At 38.9% G+C, this 19,784-nt stretch carries 18 protein-coding genes; 3 read left to right on the forward strand and 15 right to left on the reverse strand.

What is annotated here, in order from left to right; all coding sequences use genetic code 11:
- Positions 1 to 4: 4 nt before the first annotated feature.
- The 12 genes from E4S40_RS16100 to E4S40_RS16155 form a co-directional block, all read right to left on the reverse strand.
- Positions 5 to 745 (reverse strand): DUF6503 family protein, encoded by a 741-nt coding sequence (locus E4S40_RS16100; RefSeq protein ID WP_135076636.1) that lies wholly within the window; start codon positions 743 to 745, stop codon positions 5 to 7.
- Positions 742 to 2,847: a glycosyltransferase family 87 protein gene (locus E4S40_RS16105; protein WP_135076639.1), complete on the reverse strand. Its 2,106-nt coding sequence runs from the start codon at positions 2,845 to 2,847 to the stop codon at positions 742 to 744. Before E4S40_RS16105 ends, E4S40_RS16100 begins: the two co-directional genes overlap by 4 nt.
- Positions 2,820 to 3,707 (reverse strand): hypothetical protein, encoded by an 888-nt coding sequence (locus E4S40_RS16110; protein WP_135076642.1) that lies wholly within the window; start codon positions 3,705 to 3,707, stop codon positions 2,820 to 2,822. The genes E4S40_RS16105 and E4S40_RS16110 overlap by 28 nt, the downstream gene beginning before the upstream one ends.
- 14 nt (positions 3,708 to 3,721) lie before the next feature.
- Positions 3,722 to 4,420 carry a glycosyltransferase family 2 protein gene (locus tag E4S40_RS16115; protein ID WP_135076645.1) on the reverse strand — a complete coding sequence of 233 codons (699 nt, stop codon included), beginning with the start codon at positions 4,418 to 4,420 and terminating at the stop codon, positions 3,722 to 3,724.
- A gap of 5 nt (positions 4,421 to 4,425) precedes the next feature.
- Positions 4,426 to 5,895 carry a cellulose synthase family protein gene (locus tag E4S40_RS16120; protein ID WP_135076648.1) on the reverse strand — a complete coding sequence of 490 codons (1,470 nt, stop codon included), beginning with the start codon at positions 5,893 to 5,895 and terminating at the stop codon, positions 4,426 to 4,428.
- On the reverse strand, positions 5,888 to 7,432 hold the full coding sequence (locus E4S40_RS16125) for a 4Fe-4S binding protein (protein ID WP_135076651.1): 1,545 nt from the start codon (positions 7,430 to 7,432) through the stop codon (positions 5,888 to 5,890). Before E4S40_RS16125 ends, E4S40_RS16120 begins: the two co-directional genes overlap by 8 nt.
- Positions 7,429 to 8,784 carry an NAD(P)/FAD-dependent oxidoreductase gene (locus E4S40_RS16130; protein WP_135076654.1) on the reverse strand — a complete coding sequence of 452 codons (1,356 nt, stop codon included), beginning with the start codon at positions 8,782 to 8,784 and terminating at the stop codon, positions 7,429 to 7,431. Before E4S40_RS16130 ends, E4S40_RS16125 begins: the two co-directional genes overlap by 4 nt.
- A gap of 27 nt (positions 8,785 to 8,811) precedes the next feature.
- Positions 8,812 to 9,573, reverse strand: a complete 762-nt coding sequence (locus tag E4S40_RS16135; RefSeq protein WP_135076657.1) for a DUF547 domain-containing protein — start codon at positions 9,571 to 9,573, stop codon at positions 8,812 to 8,814.
- 62 nt (positions 9,574 to 9,635) lie between these two features.
- Positions 9,636 to 10,130: a rhodanese-like domain-containing protein gene (locus E4S40_RS16140; RefSeq protein ID WP_135076660.1), complete on the reverse strand. Its 495-nt coding sequence runs from the start codon at positions 10,128 to 10,130 to the stop codon at positions 9,636 to 9,638.
- A gap of 45 nt (positions 10,131 to 10,175) precedes the next feature.
- Positions 10,176 to 10,892 (reverse strand): Crp/Fnr family transcriptional regulator, encoded by a 717-nt coding sequence (locus tag E4S40_RS16145; RefSeq protein WP_135076663.1) that lies wholly within the window; start codon positions 10,890 to 10,892, stop codon positions 10,176 to 10,178.
- A gap of 57 nt (positions 10,893 to 10,949) precedes the next feature.
- The gene (locus E4S40_RS16150; RefSeq protein WP_135076666.1) at positions 10,950 to 11,429 is read right to left on the reverse strand and encodes a type I restriction enzyme HsdR N-terminal domain-containing protein; all 480 of its coding nucleotides are present in this window, start codon (positions 11,427 to 11,429) and stop codon (positions 10,950 to 10,952) included.
- A gap of 27 nt (positions 11,430 to 11,456) precedes the next feature.
- A complete protein-coding gene (locus tag E4S40_RS16155; protein WP_237563210.1) occupies positions 11,457 to 11,996 on the reverse strand; it encodes a ComEA family DNA-binding protein in 540 nt (179 codons plus the stop codon).
- Positions 11,997 to 12,295: 299 nt separating this feature from the next.
- Between E4S40_RS16155 and hemA the strand changes: the two genes are divergently transcribed.
- Entirely contained in the window at positions 12,296 to 13,567 is a 1,272-nt protein-coding gene (hemA, locus tag E4S40_RS16160; protein ID WP_135076672.1) for a glutamyl-tRNA reductase, read from the forward strand.
- A gap of 73 nt (positions 13,568 to 13,640) precedes the next feature.
- Complete coding sequence (locus tag E4S40_RS16165) at positions 13,641 to 15,212, forward strand: WG repeat-containing protein (protein ID WP_135076675.1); 1,572 nt, start codon at positions 13,641 to 13,643, stop codon at positions 15,210 to 15,212.
- 6 nt (positions 15,213 to 15,218) lie between these two features.
- Here the strand turns inward: E4S40_RS16165 and floA are convergent, their stop codons facing one another.
- The 3 genes from floA to proS all read right to left on the reverse strand — a co-directional run bounded on the left by floA (position 15,219) and on the right by proS (position 18,287).
- Complete coding sequence (floA, locus tag E4S40_RS16170) at positions 15,219 to 16,229, reverse strand: flotillin-like protein FloA (RefSeq protein ID WP_135076678.1); 1,011 nt, start codon at positions 16,227 to 16,229, stop codon at positions 15,219 to 15,221.
- Between the two features lie 3 nt (positions 16,230 to 16,232).
- Positions 16,233 to 16,691 carry an NfeD family protein gene (locus tag E4S40_RS16175; protein ID WP_135076681.1) on the reverse strand — a complete coding sequence of 153 codons (459 nt, stop codon included), beginning with the start codon at positions 16,689 to 16,691 and terminating at the stop codon, positions 16,233 to 16,235.
- Between the two features lie 114 nt (positions 16,692 to 16,805).
- Positions 16,806 to 18,287, reverse strand: coding sequence for a proline--tRNA ligase (gene proS / locus E4S40_RS16180; protein ID WP_135076684.1), 1,482 nt, complete (start codon positions 18,285 to 18,287; stop codon positions 16,806 to 16,808).
- A gap of 121 nt (positions 18,288 to 18,408) precedes the next feature.
- Between proS and E4S40_RS16185 the strand changes: the two genes are divergently transcribed.
- Positions 18,409 to 19,752: a hypothetical protein gene (locus E4S40_RS16185; RefSeq protein WP_135076687.1), complete on the forward strand. Its 1,344-nt coding sequence runs from the start codon at positions 18,409 to 18,411 to the stop codon at positions 19,750 to 19,752.
- Positions 19,753 to 19,784 lie beyond the last annotated feature (32 nt).

The raw sequence follows: 19,784 nt of genomic DNA on the forward strand, positions 1-19,784 counted from the left end.
CAGGTTATTTTACCATCTCCACTTTAATATTTTCCAAATTGATTTCAGAAAGTAATTCCAATTTTCCCTGCTCATAAAGCGCCTGCATCTCCTCTACCGAAGCATCCTTATTCTCAGGTTTATAATTCAGGTAATTCTGAAAACGAATACCTCCCACAGTTTGAGCAGAACTTACTTCCCGAAAACGAATTCCTCCTCCATCAGTATGATAACTATAAGCCATATAATCCACAAAATATGTCTCTTTATGGATCCAGTAGAGAAACTCATCATCAAAATCATCTCCTCCACCATCTTTCTGGAAAGTAACCTTTATCAAGTGATATGGCTCGCTCTTTAATTCCGTTTCTCCCAAATAATTTTTGATTACAGCTGGGTCATTGAGGCCATAGGGTAAAAAGGCAAAATAGGCGACTGAATTAACTGACCGGGAAAATGCTCCAATTCGCTCATCTGTCAACGTATCGATTGGAGTACCATTTACTGTACGGAGGAAACCCTCATTATTCAATACATCCCGAACAAGACCAATAGAATCAGAAAACTCCCGAGAATACTCGTATCGATTGGGGCTTTTGAAAATTTGATAGTGGATATTCCTAAAATCAAAATCAATTCTTGCTGACTCATATAGCTTTCCACCATGAGCCTCAATAGCTTCATCAACGATTTTTTCTGCTTCTGTTCTAGGTGAACAGGCAATTAACAACCCCAGAAAACAAACTATTAATTTATTGATTTTCATTTGTTTACAAATTTAAATTCAAAGTTATCATAAAGATAATCCGCTCTCAAATATAACTTTTCTCCAGCTTGATTGATTCGATAACTCTTTCTTGTCCTATAAAAAGTAAAAGGTGAGACCTGATTGAAATCAATGTTTTCAACCAAACTTCGATGGTCACTTAATTGGATTTCATTTCCGATCATTTTCTTGGTAACGGGGTCAAAATAGTACCACCATACATCATTTCCTTCTCCGTATTCTACACGAACCACCGCCGCCTCCCCTAAAGGAGTTTGGCGGATTCCCTCCGAACTAAATACAGACCCCTCTTCTTCCAATAATTTCCAGGGTTGAGCGAAGGCATAATATGCTGCATCAAAATCCTTTTTCTTGGAAGCCAAGAAATCAGGGTTTTCAATAGGATTACCGGCAATGGAATAATGAGTTTTACTATTTGAAAAGGAAAGCACATGCTCTACGGAATCTTGGATCCAGGATATTTTTCCTGAAAACTCCGGATGAAATGTAAAGCTGATCGACTGGTCTGTCTCTTTCTCTACAGAACCATCTTCCAACAACAATTGGGTCCATTTTCTAAAAGAAATTTCCGCCAAACCATCCCAATTTTCCTGACCTCCATGTGCTTCAATTGCCTCTTCAATAATTCTTCTTGCGTCCCGCTGTTCTTTCGGTTCACATCCCCAAAATGCAATTAAAGTCATCACCAAAAGACCACCAACCAGCTTTTTGAAATGCATGCTATTTGATAATTTTTCTTTGAAGATAGGGAAGTAATCCCATGCAAGAGCAATTGAAAGAATACCATATTCCAAGAAAAGCCAAATAGGTTTCTCTTCAACTTGCATTTCGCCATAAGCCTGATAGGAAAAAATCAAGGAAAAACTCCAAACTAGAGGCGAAATACGATCGACAAATAAACTAAGCCCCAATAGAGGTAACACATACCAAGGATGGACTACAGGCTGAAATAAAAAATACAGCAGATAAACTCCTACCCAAAGATCTATCAAAGGAATCAATCGCTGAGGCCTGCGCTTAATACTCATGTAGAGAATCCAAACAAGAGTTATTCCCGATAAAATTTTGGTCAAATAGTATATCGTATTGTATCCCTCGATCCAATAACCGATTTCCCTTCCCAGATAGTAAATAGAAGCATTGAATTCAAATTTCCCCTGATATAGCTGAAGTGTTTGAATAAAATTTCCCCAGGCATCTTCCCAAATCAATGGCAAAAATGAAATACTGATAGCTAGAATAGCTCCTATCCAAAAAAACGCATGAGCTCGGGTTCTTCTAAAAAGAAATAGCGATGGAAGTAAAATCAATGGAAGTAATTTGGTACTAACCGCAAGTCCCCAAAAAGTGCCTGAAAGAAATTTTTTATGCCGGGTCAAAGCCCAAATACATGCCAGAAGAAAAAAAAGAACCAAACCCTCAAAATGAAGATTTCCTGTAATTTCCTGTATCACAAAAGGATTCAGCCAATAAAATATCACCCGCCTAGCAGGTATGGCTAAATGTCTGAATATTCGTAAAAACAATAAAAAAACGCCTATTTCAGCAACCAATAAAATGACCCTCAATGCTCTAATGCCAGTATCGATATCTCCTTTTGAGAAAAAAGCGGCTGTTGCGAAAAGCAGCTGATTTAAAGGAGGATAGACCGAGAAATAATCAGGTGAATTCAATAAAGGGAGACTCTTCTCAAAAAATCGGGTAGAATCAACCAACTCTTCATTGAGCATCCATTGATTTGGAGTGAATTCATAGGGGTTTTCACCCGACAAGACCACTTCTCCATCCCAAAGAAATCGGGCAAAGTCCTCTGACCAAAGTGGCGTGGCATTTACAAGAATTAATCGAAGGAAAAGCCCTAGAATAAATACACCCAGCCAATTTTTTAACCCCTTCCATTTCCAAAAAAGCCCTAGCAATCCCAAGAAACTTAAAAAGTAAACAGGAAGGATAAATTGGAAATCTTCTCGAGGGATATGGTAACCTAAAAGATAGTTCCCTCCAAGGAGTAGTAAAATAAAAATCGCAATTAGAATATGATTATTCCTTTCTTTCACAAGCCTAATTGCTTTCTTAGCCATTCATCCTCTACCCCATTTTTAGTCCAGTAATCAACCAGCATTTTTTCCTTTCGCGTGGCAATAGACCGCTCCTCTCGACCACTTGGGCTAATTCGAACCTCTTCCCAACTCACAATCTCGTAAGGGAAGGTTTTGATAAATTGAATCAGTAGGGTTCGGTTTAACTCAGGATATTCAACTACAAATTGACTTGTCTGTTGTCCCAATTCCTCGAAACTAATCTTTGCTCTATAAGCCTTAAATGGAATATGGGCAAAACGCTGAAAAGTCAAGGATGGAATTAAGCGAACATCTCCTTGAGGCACTAATTCCGGACTCAAACGGATTAGATTAAAAATCTCATCTTCGGACGGAGCATCCACCTTTAGTTCTTGATCTCCCTCAGACTCAAAATAAGAATAGAGCTTGGCTTGATATGCAGCATTTTTCCAGTTCAATTGAGCGAAGGTTTGGCCACACCATTCCGAAACCGAATGAGTAATCTTAAATGATGGAACTTCATCTTTAACGGGTGTAAATACCGACAACATGGTATGATATGGGTAAATACCTGTGACGAAGTCCCGGGTCATATTCAGCTTAAGGACTTTTCGGGCATCTCCTCCAGCACTTTCCGGTTTATCTAATTTTACCTGTTTTCTTCTAGAAAAATCCTCCGTCACAAAAATCATTACTGATGTTCCCTCCCGTTCCTCGCCATATCGGCTTTGCTTCAAATCAAAAACATTAATCTCCGCTTTTCCCTGATACCAATAGGCACCGAATCGTTCTTCATCAATACTTTCTCGGGTATTGGGACCACAGGATGTAAGTAAAACGGACAATAAAAAGGCCGATAGGACAAAATGAGTTGATCTCATAAATCAATGGGGAATCAGGCTTTCCAATATTTAAAAATGGTCAAAATAATTTTATATCCTGCACCAAACACCCCTTTTACTGTTCCACTTACCTTAGACACTCCGATTCGCTTACGATAGGTAACGGGTACTTCCAAATATTTCAGCCCTTTTTGATGGGCTTTGATTTGCATTTCAATGGTCCAACCGTAATTTTCATCCCTCATCTCTAAGTCGAGAAGTTTTTTCCAGCGAATTGTACGAAAAGGACCTAAGTCTGTGTATATCGCCCCTTGAATCCATTTCATCAAAGTCGTTGCAAGCCAATTTCCAAAAACCTGAGGCAAAGTCATGGAGCCCTTTTCTCTGTTTCCCAAAGCTCTCGAACCAATTACCATATCAGCCTTACCTTCTACAATTGGTTGAAGGAGCAATTCCATTTCCTCTGGATAGTCGCTGTAATCTCCATCCAAAAAAACGACTACATCTGGTTGGATTGATTGGCTCTTGATCCAATCCATCGCAGTAAGACAGGCTTTTCCGTAGCCTTTCTGTCCTTCAAAAACTACAATTGCACCTGCTTTTTGGGCTTCTTCAGCTGTAGAGTCCGTAGAGTTATTGTTCGCAATGACTACATGCCTTACCCAATTTGGAATATCCCTAATGACCTTGGGAATTGATTTTTCTTCATTAAATGCGGGGATGATAACATCCACAATAAGTCCTGACGACATGGATTTTACTTTCCTAAACTATATGATCGAAATGAGGTGATAAATACCAACCCATAACCAAAGGCTAGCATAGCATGAAAAGGCAAAAACAAAAAATATTCATACCGGAAAGCCAATAAAACCATAATGAAAAACACCAAAGAAAGCCCTCCTTCTATCCAAGTGGTCAAAGGCATAGAAAACTTCAGGTATCGATTGGTTTTAAGATTAGATTTACCAGACTCCAAATTGAATTTTGGTGTGCGAATAAATGGTGATTTTTTACCACTCAGCCCTTCCCAAACAGCCTGGGCATTGTGCAATGCCATACCCATGGAAACGGATAGAAATACCGGAAGAATCAAAAGGGACTCTACCAAACTCGCCCAAAATCGTTTTCTAGAATAAAGATGTGAAACAAAATATACTAAAGCGATGATAGCAAAACCGAATAAAAATAGACCTGCTATTTGAGTCCAGGAGGAAGAAAAACCATTCAATCCCATCCAAGCAACTCCAATACTTGCCAAGCTTACCATCAAAATCACCAAAAAAATACTGCTATTGAATAAGTGAGCAACAGCATGCAGTTTTGTCTTTAGTGAGAATTTAGAAGAAAGTACAGATTGCGCATGTTTTTTAGCACATTCGGCTCCCCCCTTGTTCCAGCGAAACTGCTGAGATTTGATGGCTGACATGATCGGTGGAAGTTCAGCAGGAGAGTGAATCTCCGGTCTATAAACGAACTTCCAACCTTTCTTTTGAGCTCGATAACTCAAATCCAAATCTTCTGTCAAAGTATCGTCTTCCCAATTTCCGGCATCCAAAATACAAGTCTTCCTCCATACGCCACCAGTTCCATTGAAATTGATAAAAGCTCCCAATGTATTTCTTCCTACCTGCTCAATGGTAAAATGAGCATCCAAAGCAAAAGCTTGTAGACGAGTCAATAAAGAATGTTTTTCATTTAAATGGGTCCACCGGGTCTGCACCATCCCCACATGGTCATTTTGAAAGTATGGGATTGTCTTTTTCAAAAAATCCGAAGTTGGAAGAAAATCAGCATCAAAAATGGCTATGAAATCCCCTTTAGCTTCGGCTAGCCCTTCTTTAAGTGCCCCTGCCTTAAATCCTTGTCGATTAGTACGGTGAACATAAACGAAGGGAAAACCAGCATATTCTTTGATTTTTTTCTGAATCAAATCACTTGTTTCATCTGTACTATCATCCAAAACCTGGATTTCTAGTCTATCTAGCGGATAATCTATCTTTGTTACAGCATCCAAAAGCCGCTCTGCGACATACAATTCATTAAAAATCGGCAATTGAACAGTGACTCTTGGCCATTCAATTGGATCAGAAGGGGTTCTTTCACCTGCTCTTTTTGATTTCCAAAATCCCAAAAGCAAATGCCCCAAAGCAAGACTGTATCCTAAAATGATTAACATTCCGAGGATATACAGAGCCAATAAACTATAAGAAATTATCTCAGGCATTTACTTTTATTGAATCATTGCCAATAATGATAGGCATGTCATTGATTCGGCCTTCTTCAGGACCATTTTCTAATTTCAATACTCCTCTTGGACACACAGCCGAACAAACTCCACAACCAACACAAGAGGATCGGACGATATTCTGACCACGCTGCGCATACCAACGAACGTCTATCCCCATTTCACAATAGGTAGAGCAATTTCCACATGATATACATTGCCCACCATTGGTGGTGATTCGAAATCGGGATTTAAATCGCTGCACCAATCCTAAATAGGCAGCCAATGGACAACCAAAACGACACCATACTCGGTTCCCCATCAAAGGATAAAATCCAGTTCCCACTACTCCAGCAAAAGCAGAACCTATAAAAAAGCCGTAGAAAGAATGCAGCAGATTGGTCACATTACCCAATAAACCAAAGGAAGAAAAATAATTAGCAATGGTCAAAACAGTCATTACTACTGCTAAAACCAAAACTGAGTGGATTAAATATCGCTCGATTTTCCAGGATTTAACAGACTTATCTGAAAGCTGCCGATACGGATCCCCTACTGTTTCGGCCAACCCTCCACAACCGCAAACCCAGGAACAATACCACCTTTTTCCATAGAAATAGGTGAAAGCTGGAACTCCTACAATGATCAGTAAAATTCCCCAAACCAACATAAACATGCCGATAGCACCAGATTGGGTAAGGCTTTCGATTCGATAGTCATAAAAGAAGGAATAATCTAGTGGCCAGATATTTTTAAAATCAAAATAGGGTTGATTCAGCAACACCAAAATCTCTGGAATCAAAAAAGCAAAGGCTGTCTGAAAGAACATAACGGAAGCAGTGCGAATTTGCTGATATCGATTGCCGCGATACTTTCGAAACATCCGAATTCCCATTACTAAAATTGCCAAAGTATAAATCAAACCATATAAAAACCATTGGCTAGCGGGATTTCCGGATAAAACTAGACTGATTGGCTCGACCATCCAGACCAAGTTGACTAGGTAAGCTGGGAACCAATACAACATCACATAAAACAATATCAAGTAGCTTCCAGTCAACATCCCCAGCCAACCCTTATTTTTCATCGAGGAATGAAAAACACCATTGTTTTTGATACCTGTAGGTTCATTTTTATACTTGGGAAGGATATAAAGTAGGCCTCCAAAAACTGCCAATCCAATACTTAAAAAAAGAAATAATTCAGGGCTATCTTTAATGGGGCTGATTACGGCGGCTTTTGCCAAAGGAAAACTATAATCATCCCAAATCACCTGATCCCATTTACTTTCGGCTTTAAGAACATCATTATACCCGGCCATCAAGTCATTATACTCACCAACAAAAGCAAATGAGCTTGAATATTCCTTTCCAAACATCGGGCTTAGGATAGAGCGCATTTCCTCACGATGAATATCCTTGACGATGGAAGTCATCTGATCTTCAGAAAGCTGATATTCCCCAAAAAAAGGAATAGCTGTAAAGGCGATCAAACCTATCAGAAAAAAGAATATTCCTAGTCTTTGGATCAACTTCATAGCTTAGCTGAAAATAGTTTTTGAATAAATGATCTCTTTTTCAATTTCAGATTAAGTCCTTTTTCCTTTGCATAAGCTCCTTGAATTCCACGGATATATGGTGCGAAAAACTCAGGATCAAAATTGGCCTGTTCCAAATTTTCAATCACTCGAGTTCCTGTCCATTTTTCACGAATTGCATGATCAAAAAATTCATGGCGCAGTCTAAAACCAAAATTGTTAACTCCAATGAGTACATTCTCCACATTGGTCAACATTCTGAATGAAACTTTACCTGAATCATGCTCCCAATAGAAACTATTATAATCTTGATCTGACCAATCTGAGGGAACAAAACCATAGGTTTGATATTCTATATCCAAAAATTTGGCAGAATTAAACCAAACTCCAGGTTTATAAGGTACCGGTTCATTTAATAAATTATGAGCTAATGTTTCTCCGTGCATTCTTCCCGTGTACCAAACCTGTTGGATTTTATTTCTTCCTGGAGCTGGAGGTTCATGAAATTCAGCGCAATCTCCGATCGCGAAGACATCAGGAATATTTGTCTTAAAAAAAGAATCAACCAAAATGCCTCGATTTGTTTGGAGTTCGGTGTTTTTTAGAAAATCAATCCTAGGAGTCACTCCTGCTGTTAAACCAACAAATTGACAAGGAATTTCCTCTCCTTTATTTGTACGGATTGCCCTAACCCTACCCGATTCATCTGAAATAATTTCTTCAAGCTCGGTTTGAAGTTTGAGGTTCATGTGATGATCCTGAATGTGTCTACCTACTAATTCAGACTCTTCTTCAGGAAGTATATTTCTCCAAAATCCTGTTTCTCTAACCAAAAAAGTAACTGATATACCCTTATAGGCTAGCATTTCAGCCATTTCTATTCCAATCAAGCCTCCTCCTACAATCACGGCATTTTTTACTCCAGAGGCAGTATTTTGTTCCATCAATTCCAAATCTTGTTTGGAATAAAGTCCTTGTACCCCTTTCAGATCTTGACCTGCCCAACCAAACTTATTAGGCTGAGAACCAGTAGCTAAGACTAATTGATCATAAGCTAGTTTCTCACCACTTTGAAAGTGTAATTCTTTCCCTTGGAAATCCACTTTTTCAACCCATCCTTCTTTTAGGTCTATTCTATTTTTCTCCCAAAACCAATTTTCATAAGGCTGGGTATGTTCGAATTTCATATGTCCCATAAAGACATACATCAAGGCCGTTCGAGAGAAAAAATACTTACTCTCCCCGGAAATCACGGTGATTTTCACCGAATCACTTTGCTTTCGAAGATTTCTAGCGCAGGTGATTCCAGCGATTCCGTTGCCCAGTATGACGATGTGTTTGGAGTTGCTCATGAATAATAGCGATTCTCAAAGATAATCCTATTCATTAAGACTCCAGTCATAATCTAAATGGCTGATCCGAGCATTCGGTGAAATAGTGGTACGACTGTATTGGTTTAGAAAATCAATCAGGGTTCCTTTTTTGGTAAAATCACCATTAAACCATGAAAAAATTGAAGAAATCTCTACACGATCCTTACTTATTTTATTGCGTTGAGAATCATTGATAAAGCGCTTGGTTACAAATTCAAGTTGCTCCTCTAACTTTTCCGGAATAAATGCTCGATTGAATAATGGAGGACAAGAGACCGAAGCACAGTTTATTGCGAAATGAATTCGGGGCTCTTCAAATTCCTTTCGGAGTATACCATGTTCGATTTCATCCAAACTGGCCTTTTCACCACTGATTTCAAAAAATTCATAATGCCAGACATCATTTACCAAAGGAATCTTAAGTTTTGGACCTAAATCTCGGATACTCTTTACCGGGTAATTATCTACGATTAGTTTGACCGTGAAAGCATTGTAGGCATTAATCCAGTAAGCCAATTGCTCAGCCTCAGTCCAAGAATTCCGATCTGGGGAATTAGTGCTCAATTGATCCAGATATGCCTCCAGTTTGTCTTTCTCTTGGATAAATCCTCGATAGTTCACCATTCCATTCGGCTTAACGTGAGCCATGACTAATTCATCCCATACCGTATGATCGGGTGGAGTTGTGCCCTGACCTCCCAAAGTGGACTGTCCACAGGAAATAAGAGAAACCAACAAAATGAAAAGAAGTAAGAATGGAAACTTCATAGCCTTCCTAAACTTTTTAACAAGAATTTTAAATTGAAATTAGGTTGATTTCGCAGAATCTTTCAATACACTTTTTCTCCCTTTTCAAGCCAAACAGACCAAGCTAAATTATAGGTATGTACACGATTGGTTTTTCCAGATTGGTCATATACTTCCTTGCCATCATTTACCCATTGGAAAATACCGCCATATAGATTGTAGACTTGAAAACCTTTTTCTGCCAATTTTTTCCCAATATCTTGAGATCTAGCCCCTACTGTGCAATAAACCAGTACAGGTTTTTTGGGATCAAGCTTATTCAGTTGAGATATTGAAAAATGGTCATATCCAACATTTATAGCCCCTTTCAGATGACTTACATCAAACTCTTCCTTTTCTCGGGTATCCAAAATCTGAAAATCCGACAAGTTTTGGATTTCAGAAGGCATCAATACAGGAAACTCCTTGTCATAAAGGCCATTTAGCAAAGTTTTATATGCAATGGATTGAGCAAAAAGAGATTGTCCTACAATAAAAAAGGAAACAGCTAGACACAGTCGAAGGAACTGTGAATTCATTTTTTTGATCATAGGGAGAAAACTGCGAAAAAACCAAGAAGGTTCTTAGGAGGCGTAAAAATCCGAAAGTCTCGCTAGCGCCCGCTTATCCTTAATGATAATTTTCTTACCCTCGAATTCGATTAGATTATCCTTTTTAAACTCGGAAAGTAAACGAATAACCGACTCTGTTGCAGTACCAACAATACCGGCAATTTCTTCCCTACTTAAAACCAAATCGATTTTTTGAGAATCATCACCCTCTACTCCATAGCTACTTGCCAAGAATAATAAGGTATAAGCCAAACGCTCACGAATACTTTTTTGTGTTGCATCAGTTAGCTTTTCCTCCATGATATTCAATTCATGACTGAGCTGCTTGGTCACTCTTTTAAAGAAAGGAGTATTACTAAATAATGTATTTAAAAATGACTCTCTGGGAATAAAGCAAATCTTGGCATCCTCGACAATCATCGCGGAATTCGTATAGTTCTCTTCTCCAAGCAATGCCGAATAGCCTAGAAAATCTCCGCTTTTCGCAAGGTGAATAATTTGATCTTTTCCGTTGGAAGCTGTCTTATAAACCTTGACAACACCCGAATTAATGCAGAAAATCCCCAAAGGCTTTGTGCCTTCATAATACAGGATTTGTCCTTTTCGGTGGGAGATCAAATTTTTATTTGTGGAGATCGTACAGATGTGTGTTTCTGAAAGATCAGCCAAAAGTGAATGCTTACGACTAGCGCAAAGTTCACAGGGTAGGTTATGTACAGTACTCGACATAGTGGGGTAATGCTTATTGCCTAAAAGTTAAAAAAAGAATGAGGAAAATCATAGAAATCAGCCACAAATTGGTGGCTTTGGAATATTTTTTTCTTGTGAAAATCTGTTTTCAGCAGCATGATATTGAAGGAAAATATGACTAAAACCATTCGAAAGTATAAGAAATGAAGATTTCAATTGAAAATGATAGACAGTAGCTTGTTCTAAAGTCTTTTGATTAATAGGAATTTTGGGAGCTTTACATTCGATTAGAAGGTAGGGATTCCCATTTTGGTCACGGATGAGCACATCTGTTCTTTTTTGTAATCGATTGTAAACCAGACCCTTCTCTGTAGAAAGTAATCCTTTTGGAAATCCTTGCTTTTCTATCAAAAAATAAATCCAATGTTGCCTAACCCATTCTTCTGGCGTCAACACCAAGTCTTTTTTTCTAACTGAATCAAAAATCCACAGCTTCTCTTCTTTCCAAGTCAGTTTTGGATTAAAGGCGGGCAAATTTAAAGGTGGGTACTTTTCTTCAAATTCTTTTTGATTCATGCCCAAAGATGAACCTTTGGATTGATTTTAAAAAGCTAAGTAGGGACTCAATTTCTCAACCCATTCTTTCTCAAAAATTTTAATTTTCATCAAATCTTCCGGGCCTGCAAAATCACCATGTTGATTTCGATAAGCAACCAAAACTTTTGCCTGTCCATAACTCACATAAGGGTGCTTAGCCAATTCAGCAACATCAATTGAATTGATGGGAATTTGATTTCTGATTTTTCCATCAAACTCAAAATACTCCCAAATTCGGTTTGCTACCTCCGGCTTTAATCCATAGATATCATTCAATTGTTCGGGATGATTAAAACCTCCCAAAGCCCTTTCAAACTTGATAATTCTACTAGCAAGACCTGGACCTATTCCCGGGACAACCTGAAGCGTAATGGAGTCAGCCTCTGAAAATGGAATTCGCTTTAAGCCAGCATTGGAAAAGGAGGAAGTATCACTTGGAACCTGAATTGGGTAGGGAGAATCTACCAAAACGAAGCCTTTTTCCGTCAAACTATCCACTAAAAATTTGACATGGTTTTCAACTTCAGAATCCGAATTAGTCCTCATTTTTTGGACTATTTGGGGTGTAAAGGCTAAAAAGGCCAGTACCGGAACCACGAGAAGAAACCCTCTTGACTCTTTTCTTGAAAAACCGAGTTCACGCTTTAGGTGGTAAAAAAATCTCGATAGCATATATAAAATAGATTTATTCAATAACGTATAAGTTAAGAATATTGGATTCCAATTCAAAAAATATCGAGCTTTGCAGCTTATTAATTTAGATGAATTCTAAATTAACCCTTAGATGACTTAAATCACAAAATTGGGGAAGTTGTCTATTAATTTTGCATTGCAAGAAAAATCACATGCAGGTTAAGTTTAACGCATTTAGTTTATCACATAAAACTGCTCCCGTTCAGATTCGTGAATTGATTGCCTTGGATGACCAAGCGATTCACAGTATCCACCTGAAACTGAAAGAAATCTTCAATTTAACCGAAGTTTTAATTCTTTCGACTTGTAATCGAACGGAGGTTTATTATTCCCATGATGAAAACATCAACGAAGAAATAATTAAGTTGATTGGTTTAGAAAAGGGAATATCAGACGTTGGAAACTACCTTGAATATTTTGAGCTATTCCAAAATGATGCTGCTGCAATCGAGCATTTGTTTCGAGTGTCGGTAGGACTTGAAGCCCAAGTAGTAGGTGATATTCAAATTGCAAACCAGGTTAAGCGCGCTTATCAAACATCCGTTGACTTGGATATGGCTGGTCCATTCTTGCACCGCCTCATGCACACGGTGTTTTTCTCCAATAAAAGAGTTGTTCAAGAAACAGCTTTCCGAGATGGAGCAGCTTCTTTGTCATACGCAACGATTGAATTAATAGAAACCATTACTTCGAATACCTATCAACCTCGAATCTTACTTATTGGATTGGGAGAAATTGGGGAGGATGTTGCCAAAAACATGATTTACCTTCCAGATTCAAAAGTGATGATATCCAATAGAACCCTTTCTAAATCAGAAGCAATAGCTGCTGAAATGGGCTTTAAGGTTATTCCTTTCGAAAATGTAGAAGAGGCAATTGATGAGGCTGATGTGATTGTTTCATCGATTCAAAGAAACGAACCTTTCATTACGAAAGAGCTAATTAGCAAATACAACATTCAATCCTACAAGCTTTTGGTTGATCTTTCGGTCCCAAGATCCATCGAGACTACTGTGGAAGAAGTTCCTGGCGTGATTTTATACAATGTGGATAATATCCGCAGCAAAGCATCGGAAGCCCTGGATAATAGGCTAGCTTCTATTCCAAAAGTTGAAAACATCATCAAGGAAGCCATTCGGGATTTTCAAGATTGGAAAAAAGAAACGATGGTATCTCCTACCATCAACAAGCTAAAGCAATCGCTGGAGCAAATCCGTCTGGAAGAGCTATCCAGATATATGAAAAATGCCAGTGAAGAGGAATACGCCGTGATGGATAAAATCACAAAAAGCATGATGCAAAAAGTCCTCAAAGTTCCCGTAATTCAATTAAAAAATGCTTGTAGGCGAGACGAGGCTGAAGAAATGATTGAAATTATATCGGACATTTTTGATTTAGACCGCGTAAAAACAGATAAAAATTAAAAGCCAATAGGCGCATTAAAAGACCAAGGAATAATAATTCTTTGGTCTTTTTGTGTCTAATAGATCCAAGTTCATGAAAACAAAAGACATTCTCAAAAAGGTATATTTTCTGTCTTTTTTTCTTTCAGCTTCCCTTTCCTTTGGTCAAACTTGGGAAGTGTATGATGCACAATTGAATCTTAAAAACAGACTCCTTTATCAAGATATTACACTATTAAGCGAGGATGTACGAATTGGAAAAACTGAAGAAGGGTTATATCTATTGAATTCCAGTTTTCAAAAGTCCGTCCCTCTAGAAGGCAATGAAGTCTATCAATATTTAGCTCCATGGATTTTAGTCAAAAACGATTTGGGAATTGGAGCCTATCATGAATACGGTCAGCAAGTCTTGGAATTAAAATATGATGAGGTCGAATTATTTTTTAATTTATTATTAGCTAGAAAAGGAAATGAATACTGGGTTTATGAGAGAGGAAAAGGTACGCTTCGTCCACTTGGGACACTTGATGAAGCTAGCATAGGTAGTCGAGGACAAATAATCACTAAACGAAATGGTCAATATTTTCTCCCTCTTACCCCTATTTCTCATCAGGCCTTTGATCTGATTCAAGATAATGATGGTGATTATTTGCTAGCAAAAAATCAGAATGGCTACGGGTTGATCAATATGGAAGGAAAAATCGTCTTAGACCTAGTGATTGACACCCTTGTCCATACTCGGGGTAATTTTTATTACGGCTATGACGAGGATCAGTACCTTTTGGTAGAAGGAGATCCAATCAAGGCGAATGTGCGATATAATAGCTTCCATCAAATCACTTATGAGGATGGATTGATGTTGGAATATATCCACGGGAAACTTCGAAGAGTAATGAAAGAAGATGGAATCTTATTGGATGCCATCGGAATGACTAAAGTGGATCTTTTGGAAAAAGATTTGTATTCCATCAAATATCGAGATGATAAATTAGGACTTTTGGGTAGAAATGGATGGCTAGTCACCCCTACGGATAGTATCGCAGAAATTAAAAAGGGTTCAAATGGTTTTTTCCCTGCAATGTCTCCAAATGGAAAGTGGGGCTTCCTAAATCCTAGCGGAGAATGGATGATTAACCCCATCTTTGAAGAAGTTAAGGCTTTTGAAAATGAGTTTGCACCATTTCGAAAGGGTAACTATTGGGGCTTGATCGATAAATTTGGAAACGAAAGATTCTCACCAGAATGGGATGAAATCAGCATTTCTGAATCAGGAATTGCCTTAGCAAAAAAATCCGGCAAAGCTTATTTTCTCGGATTAAATGGTAATAAGATAGAGGAAGATGGGTTTGAAAAAATCTGCCGACTTTCCAACGGATCCCTTCTTGTAAAAAAGGGAGATAAAATCGGACTTATTTCTAATAAGGGTGAGGTGAAATTAGACCCTCTTTTTGACAGCTTGGTTCCCGAAGGACAGATCGGCTACCAAGCAAGTATGGATGGAAAATCGGGATTGATTTCAGAAGCAGGCGAAACCCTAATTCCAATAGCTTATGAAGCCATTCTTTATGATGAATTTGAAAATTTGATTTTGGCAAAAAGTGCTTATGAGCCAGTCATCATAATTGAAGAAGAAAACGGCAAAAAGAAACGAAAAAAGGGGCAATAAGCCCCTTTATTTTTTATCTGATTTACCTTTTCCCGAATCTTTATTTTCAGTATCCGAATTGGCAATAGATTCCCGCATCGAAGTATCGGATTTGATATTTTCCATTCGATAGTAATCCATCACTCCCAATTGACCGGATCGGAAAGCTTCTGCCAAAGCCAAAGGAACTTCAGCCTCAGCCTCGATTACTTTCGCCCGCATCTCCACTGTTTTGGCCCGCATTTCTTGCTCTAGAGCAACAGCCATCGCACGTCTTTCTTCAGCTTTTGCCTCAGCCACTTTCAAGTCTGCAGATGCCTGATCGATTTGAAGCTTCGCGCCGATGTTAGTTCCAACATCAATATCCGCAATATCAATGGAAAGGATTTCAAAGGCAGTACCTGCATCCAAACCACGCTGTAAAACTAGTTTAGAGATTTTGTCAGGATTTTCTAGTACACTTTTATGGGTATCCGCCGAACCAATAGAAGTTACGATCCCCTCACCTACCCGAGCTAGAATGGTGTCTTCTCCAGCACCACCCACTAATTGCGCGATGTTGGCACGAACTGTTACCCTTGCTTTAGCTATAAGCTGAATACCATCCGCAGCCACTGCAGCAACACTTGGAGTATTGATCACTTTAGGATTTACACTGATTTGAACGGCCTCGAATACATCTCTACCCGCCAAATCAATAGCTGTAGCCTGTTTAAAGGACAAATTAATATTCGCTTTGTCTGCAGAAATCAATGCCCTAATCACATTGGGGACATTTCCACCTGCCAAGTAGTGGGTTTCCAATTCATTGGTCGTTAATTGAAGACCTGCTTTGGTAGCTGTAATTAAAGAATTGACAATAACACTGGGAGGAACTTTCCGAATTCTCATCCCGATCAATTCACCTATTCCCACACGGACATTGGCAAATTGAGCTGTAATCCAAAGATTTACCGGAACAAAATATAAGAAAATAAAGAGTAGTACGATGCCGGCAAAAGCGGCAACCAAAATGAACATTGAGTTACTTGGATCCATAATTTATTTAACTAAAACACGATTATCTTCTATTCTCATAACAGTCACTTCAGAATCAACTGGAATAAATCCCGATTCTGATTTGACCTCGTAAATTTCATCTTGAAACATAGCCTTCCCATATGGTTTGATGTCTGAAATGGCTTTTCCCATCATTCCAACTTGAAGATTAGCTAAACGATCATCATATGTACCTCCCTTCAAAGAAGATTTCAAGGAGAATTTGTCCCAAACTCCTGATCGAAATCCATAAATAATGGCAGCCATATTCAAAACAACTGCACCGGAAGTTATCCACCAAGCCACATCTGATGAAAAGGTAAGAAACGCATAAGCAATTCCTGCCAAACTGATTACCAATCCAAAAACTCCTACTACTGTTGTACCGGGAATAAACAAGACTTCGGCTAATAAAAGTATAAGGCCAATTCCCAATAAACTTGATAAAATTAAAACTGACATAGGGTGGATTGCTTAATCAAACTAAAAATACAACAAAGAATGAAACTCTAAACAGAAATACGGGATAAATAAAAAGGTGTTCATAAAAAATACCCGGCTTGTCCGGGCATTTTTTTAATAAGCTTTTGCAAAAAGAACTCGACCCTTTGAAGGCTTTCCTGTTAAGACACATTCCCCTTCTTCCTGTTTTTGGTTGATCGGAATGCACCGTATTGTCGCCTTCGTCAATTCCTTGATTTTTTCTTCAGTCTCTCCGGTTCCATCCCAATGAGCCGCAATAAAACCACCTTTGTTTTCGAGCACTTCTTTAAATTCATCCCAACTATTCACCTCAGTGGTATGTTCCTCTCGGAAATGAAGGGCTTTATTATAAATTGTGTTTTGAATATCATCCAATAGATCCAGGATTTTTTGCTCGATCGGTTGGCTATTCAGCTCAAATGTTTCCTTGGTTAGCGTATCTCTTCTTGCGATTTCCACAGTTCCATTTTCGAGATCTCTAGGGCCAATAGCGATCCTTACAGGCACTCCCTTCAATTCATATTCAGCAAATTTCCATCCCGGCTTATGAGTATCTCTGTCATCAAATTTCACCGAAACTCCGACTCTTCTTAAAGCCGTGGCAAATTCATTTGCTTTTTCACTGATAGCCTTAAACTCCTCCTCTCCTCTGTAAATAGGTACGATGACAACTTGAGTTGGAGCTAGTTTTGGAGGCAAAACCAATCCATTATCATCAGAATGGGCCATAATCAAGGCTCCCATCAATCGGGTACTCACCCCCCAAGATGTCCCCCATACATAATCCAACTTGCCGTCCTTAGCAGCAAATTTTACATCGAATGCTTTTGCGAAATTTTGACCAAGGAAATGAGAAGTTCCTGCTTGAAGAGCTTTCCCATCTTGCATCATCGCTTCTATACATAAGGTGTCTTCTGCTCCGGCAAATCGTTCATTTTCAGTTTTCCTACCTCTTACCACTGGCAAGGCCATGAACTCTTCCGCAAACTGCGCATAAACATTCATCATTTGCTCAGTTTCCTGAATTGCCTCTTCACGAGTAGCATGGGCAGTATGTCCCTCTTGCCATAAAAATTCAGCAGTTCGCAAAAACAAACGAGTACGCATTTCCCATCGAACCACATTGGCCCATTGATTTACCAACAAAGGCAAGTCACGATATGACTGAATCCAATTTTTATAGGTGCTCCAAATAACTGTCTCGGAAGTTGGGCGAACAATCAATTCCTCTTCAAGCTTAGCTTCTGGATCTACAATTACTCCGGAACCATCTTCCGCATTTTTTAGTCTATAATGGGTAACTACAGCACATTCTTTTGCAAAACCTTCCACATGTGAAGCTTCCTTGCTTAGGTATGATTTGGGGATAAATAACGGAAAATAGGCATTCGTATGCCCTGTTTCCTTAAACATTCGGTCCAATTCTGCCTGCATTTTTTCCCAGATAGAATATCCGTAAGGTTTAATAACCATACAGCCTCTAACTGCTGAATTTTCAGCTAAATCAGCCCGTTTTACTAATTCATTATACCATAAAGAATAATCTTCGCTTCGCTTAGGTAGTCCTTTGCTCATACCAGTTGATTTCGAAATATTTTGTAAATAATTTTGCTAAATTGAGCGTGGCAAATATAACTTAAAAAGAATAACCCTTCACTCTAGACCTCGTATATAGAGATAACAATCAACTTCAACCATGAAGAAAATTCAAATTATCATTTCATCTGTACTCATTGGGTCGGTGGCATTGACTTCTTGCTCTACTTCGCAAGTAGCCAGTACCAACAATACAGACAATATGTATTTTATGGCTTCCGATGCAAGGGTTGCCAGTACTTACGCTGTACCTAATAATAATCCTGAAACTTTCGATCAACTTGAAAGCATTCAGGATATCCCTGATGAAAGCTTCAGTAGCCGTAATGTAAATCCGGAATATTTAGCCAGATATTCTGCAGATAACGCAGAAACCGGTGATGAGGTAGTATACTTCGATGAATACGCAGAAAATAACTCTGGGCAAGGAGATATTGATGCTTACAACAATTTTCGAGTAAACAACAATGCTTCCTTTAATTCAGGATTCAATACAGGACTATCATTTAGCATGGGTTTTATGATGGGTACTGGTTTCAATCCTTGGATCCCTGGATTTTATGATCCTTTCTGGGGATTTGGATGGGGACCTTCTTGGGGTTTCAGACCAGGTATCTCTGTTAACATTGGCTTCGGCTGGGGATTTGGAGGTTTCTACAATCCATTCTGGGGACCACGATATGGTTGGGGAGGCTTTTATGATCCTTTCTGGGGTCCAAGTTATGCTTGGGGTTATCCAGGTTGGGGGATGCCAATTTACCCAGGTAGACCGATTTATGTTCTTCCAGGCGGAGAATATGGAGACCGTCGCCTAGTAAGAGGGGCTAGACCTACTCGTGGAGCAACCCTTGCAGGTGCAAGCACATCTGGAAACCGCGCCTCAGCTGTACTTCCAAGTACTTCCAGAGCTCAGGCAAGAAGAGACGCTGTTAATAATAGAAGTCTAGTTTCATCTGATCGTTCAAGAGTCCCAGCTAGAGATTTCAGTTCAAGTCAGTCAGATTATTACAATTCAGGAAGATCTAGAATAGCTAATTCAACAGCTACTAGAAATACCAGTTCTGCAGTATTGGATCGTTCTTCTTCCACTAGAAATAGAAGTGCGATGCCTTCTGCACGACCATCAACAAGAACAATGGACACTAGAACATATTCTCCTTCCAGAAACACAAACGGATATAATTCAAGGTCTGCTAGTCCTTCATATAATAGAAGTTCTCCAAGTTATAATAGAAGCTCTTCTCCTAGTAGAGGCTATAATTATAACGGTGGATCTAATTCAAGAACATATACTCCAAGCAGAAGTAGCTCTCCTTCCCAAATGAGCATGCCTAGTCGTAGCTCATCTGGAGGTGGTGGAAGTATGCGATCCTCTGGAGGAGGAGGCGGTGTTTCTAGAAGCAGTGGTTCCTTATCAGGATCTAGAGGAGGCAGGGGAAATTAATTCCCCTTTTTTTTTGAAAAAAATATCCTTAA

Source organism: Algoriphagus kandeliae (assembly GCF_004571135.1).
GTDB classification, from domain to species: Bacteria; Bacteroidota; Bacteroidia; order Cytophagales; family Cyclobacteriaceae; genus Algoriphagus; species Algoriphagus kandeliae.

Excerpts from the sequence above, each read along its gene's own strand:
- E4S40_RS16100 (WP_135076636.1), bottom strand. The coding sequence starts at position 745 with ATGAAAATCAATAAATTAATAGTTTGTTTTCTGGGGTTGTTAATTGCC.
- E4S40_RS16105 (WP_135076639.1), bottom strand. The coding sequence starts at position 2,847 with ATGGCTAAGAAAGCAATTAGGCTTGTGAAAGAAAGGAATAATCATATT.
- E4S40_RS16110 (WP_135076642.1), bottom strand. The coding sequence starts at position 3,707 with ATGAGATCAACTCATTTTGTCCTATCGGCCTTTTTATTGTCCGTTTTA.
- E4S40_RS16115 (WP_135076645.1), bottom strand. The coding sequence starts at position 4,420 with ATGTCGTCAGGACTTATTGTGGATGTTATCATCCCCGCATTTAATGAA.
- E4S40_RS16120 (WP_135076648.1), bottom strand. The coding sequence starts at position 5,895 with ATGCCTGAGATAATTTCTTATAGTTTATTGGCTCTGTATATCCTCGGA.
- E4S40_RS16125 (WP_135076651.1), bottom strand. The coding sequence starts at position 7,432 with ATGAAGTTGATCCAAAGACTAGGAATATTCTTTTTTCTGATAGGTTTG.
- E4S40_RS16130 (WP_135076654.1), bottom strand. The coding sequence starts at position 8,784 with ATGAGCAACTCCAAACACATCGTCATACTGGGCAACGGAATCGCTGGA.
- E4S40_RS16135 (WP_135076657.1), bottom strand. The coding sequence starts at position 9,573 with ATGAAGTTTCCATTCTTACTTCTTTTCATTTTGTTGGTTTCTCTTATT.
- E4S40_RS16140 (WP_135076660.1), bottom strand. The coding sequence starts at position 10,130 with ATGAATTCACAGTTCCTTCGACTGTGTCTAGCTGTTTCCTTTTTTATT.
- E4S40_RS16145 (WP_135076663.1), bottom strand. The coding sequence starts at position 10,892 with ATGTCGAGTACTGTACATAACCTACCCTGTGAACTTTGCGCTAGTCGT.
- E4S40_RS16150 (WP_135076666.1), bottom strand. The coding sequence starts at position 11,429 with ATGAATCAAAAAGAATTTGAAGAAAAGTACCCACCTTTAAATTTGCCC.
- E4S40_RS16155 (WP_237563210.1), bottom strand. The coding sequence starts at position 11,996 with ATGAGGACTAATTCGGATTCTGAAGTTGAAAACCATGTCAAATTTTTA.
- hemA (WP_135076672.1), top strand. The coding sequence starts at position 12,296 with ATGCAGGTTAAGTTTAACGCATTTAGTTTATCACATAAAACTGCTCCC.
- E4S40_RS16165 (WP_135076675.1), top strand. The coding sequence starts at position 13,641 with ATGAAAACAAAAGACATTCTCAAAAAGGTATATTTTCTGTCTTTTTTT.
- floA (WP_135076678.1), bottom strand. The coding sequence starts at position 16,229 with ATGGATCCAAGTAACTCAATGTTCATTTTGGTTGCCGCTTTTGCCGGC.
- E4S40_RS16175 (WP_135076681.1), bottom strand. The coding sequence starts at position 16,691 with ATGTCAGTTTTAATTTTATCAAGTTTATTGGGAATTGGCCTTATACTT.
- proS (WP_135076684.1), bottom strand. The coding sequence starts at position 18,287 with ATGAGCAAAGGACTACCTAAGCGAAGCGAAGATTATTCTTTATGGTAT.
- E4S40_RS16185 (WP_135076687.1), top strand. The coding sequence starts at position 18,409 with ATGAAGAAAATTCAAATTATCATTTCATCTGTACTCATTGGGTCGGTG.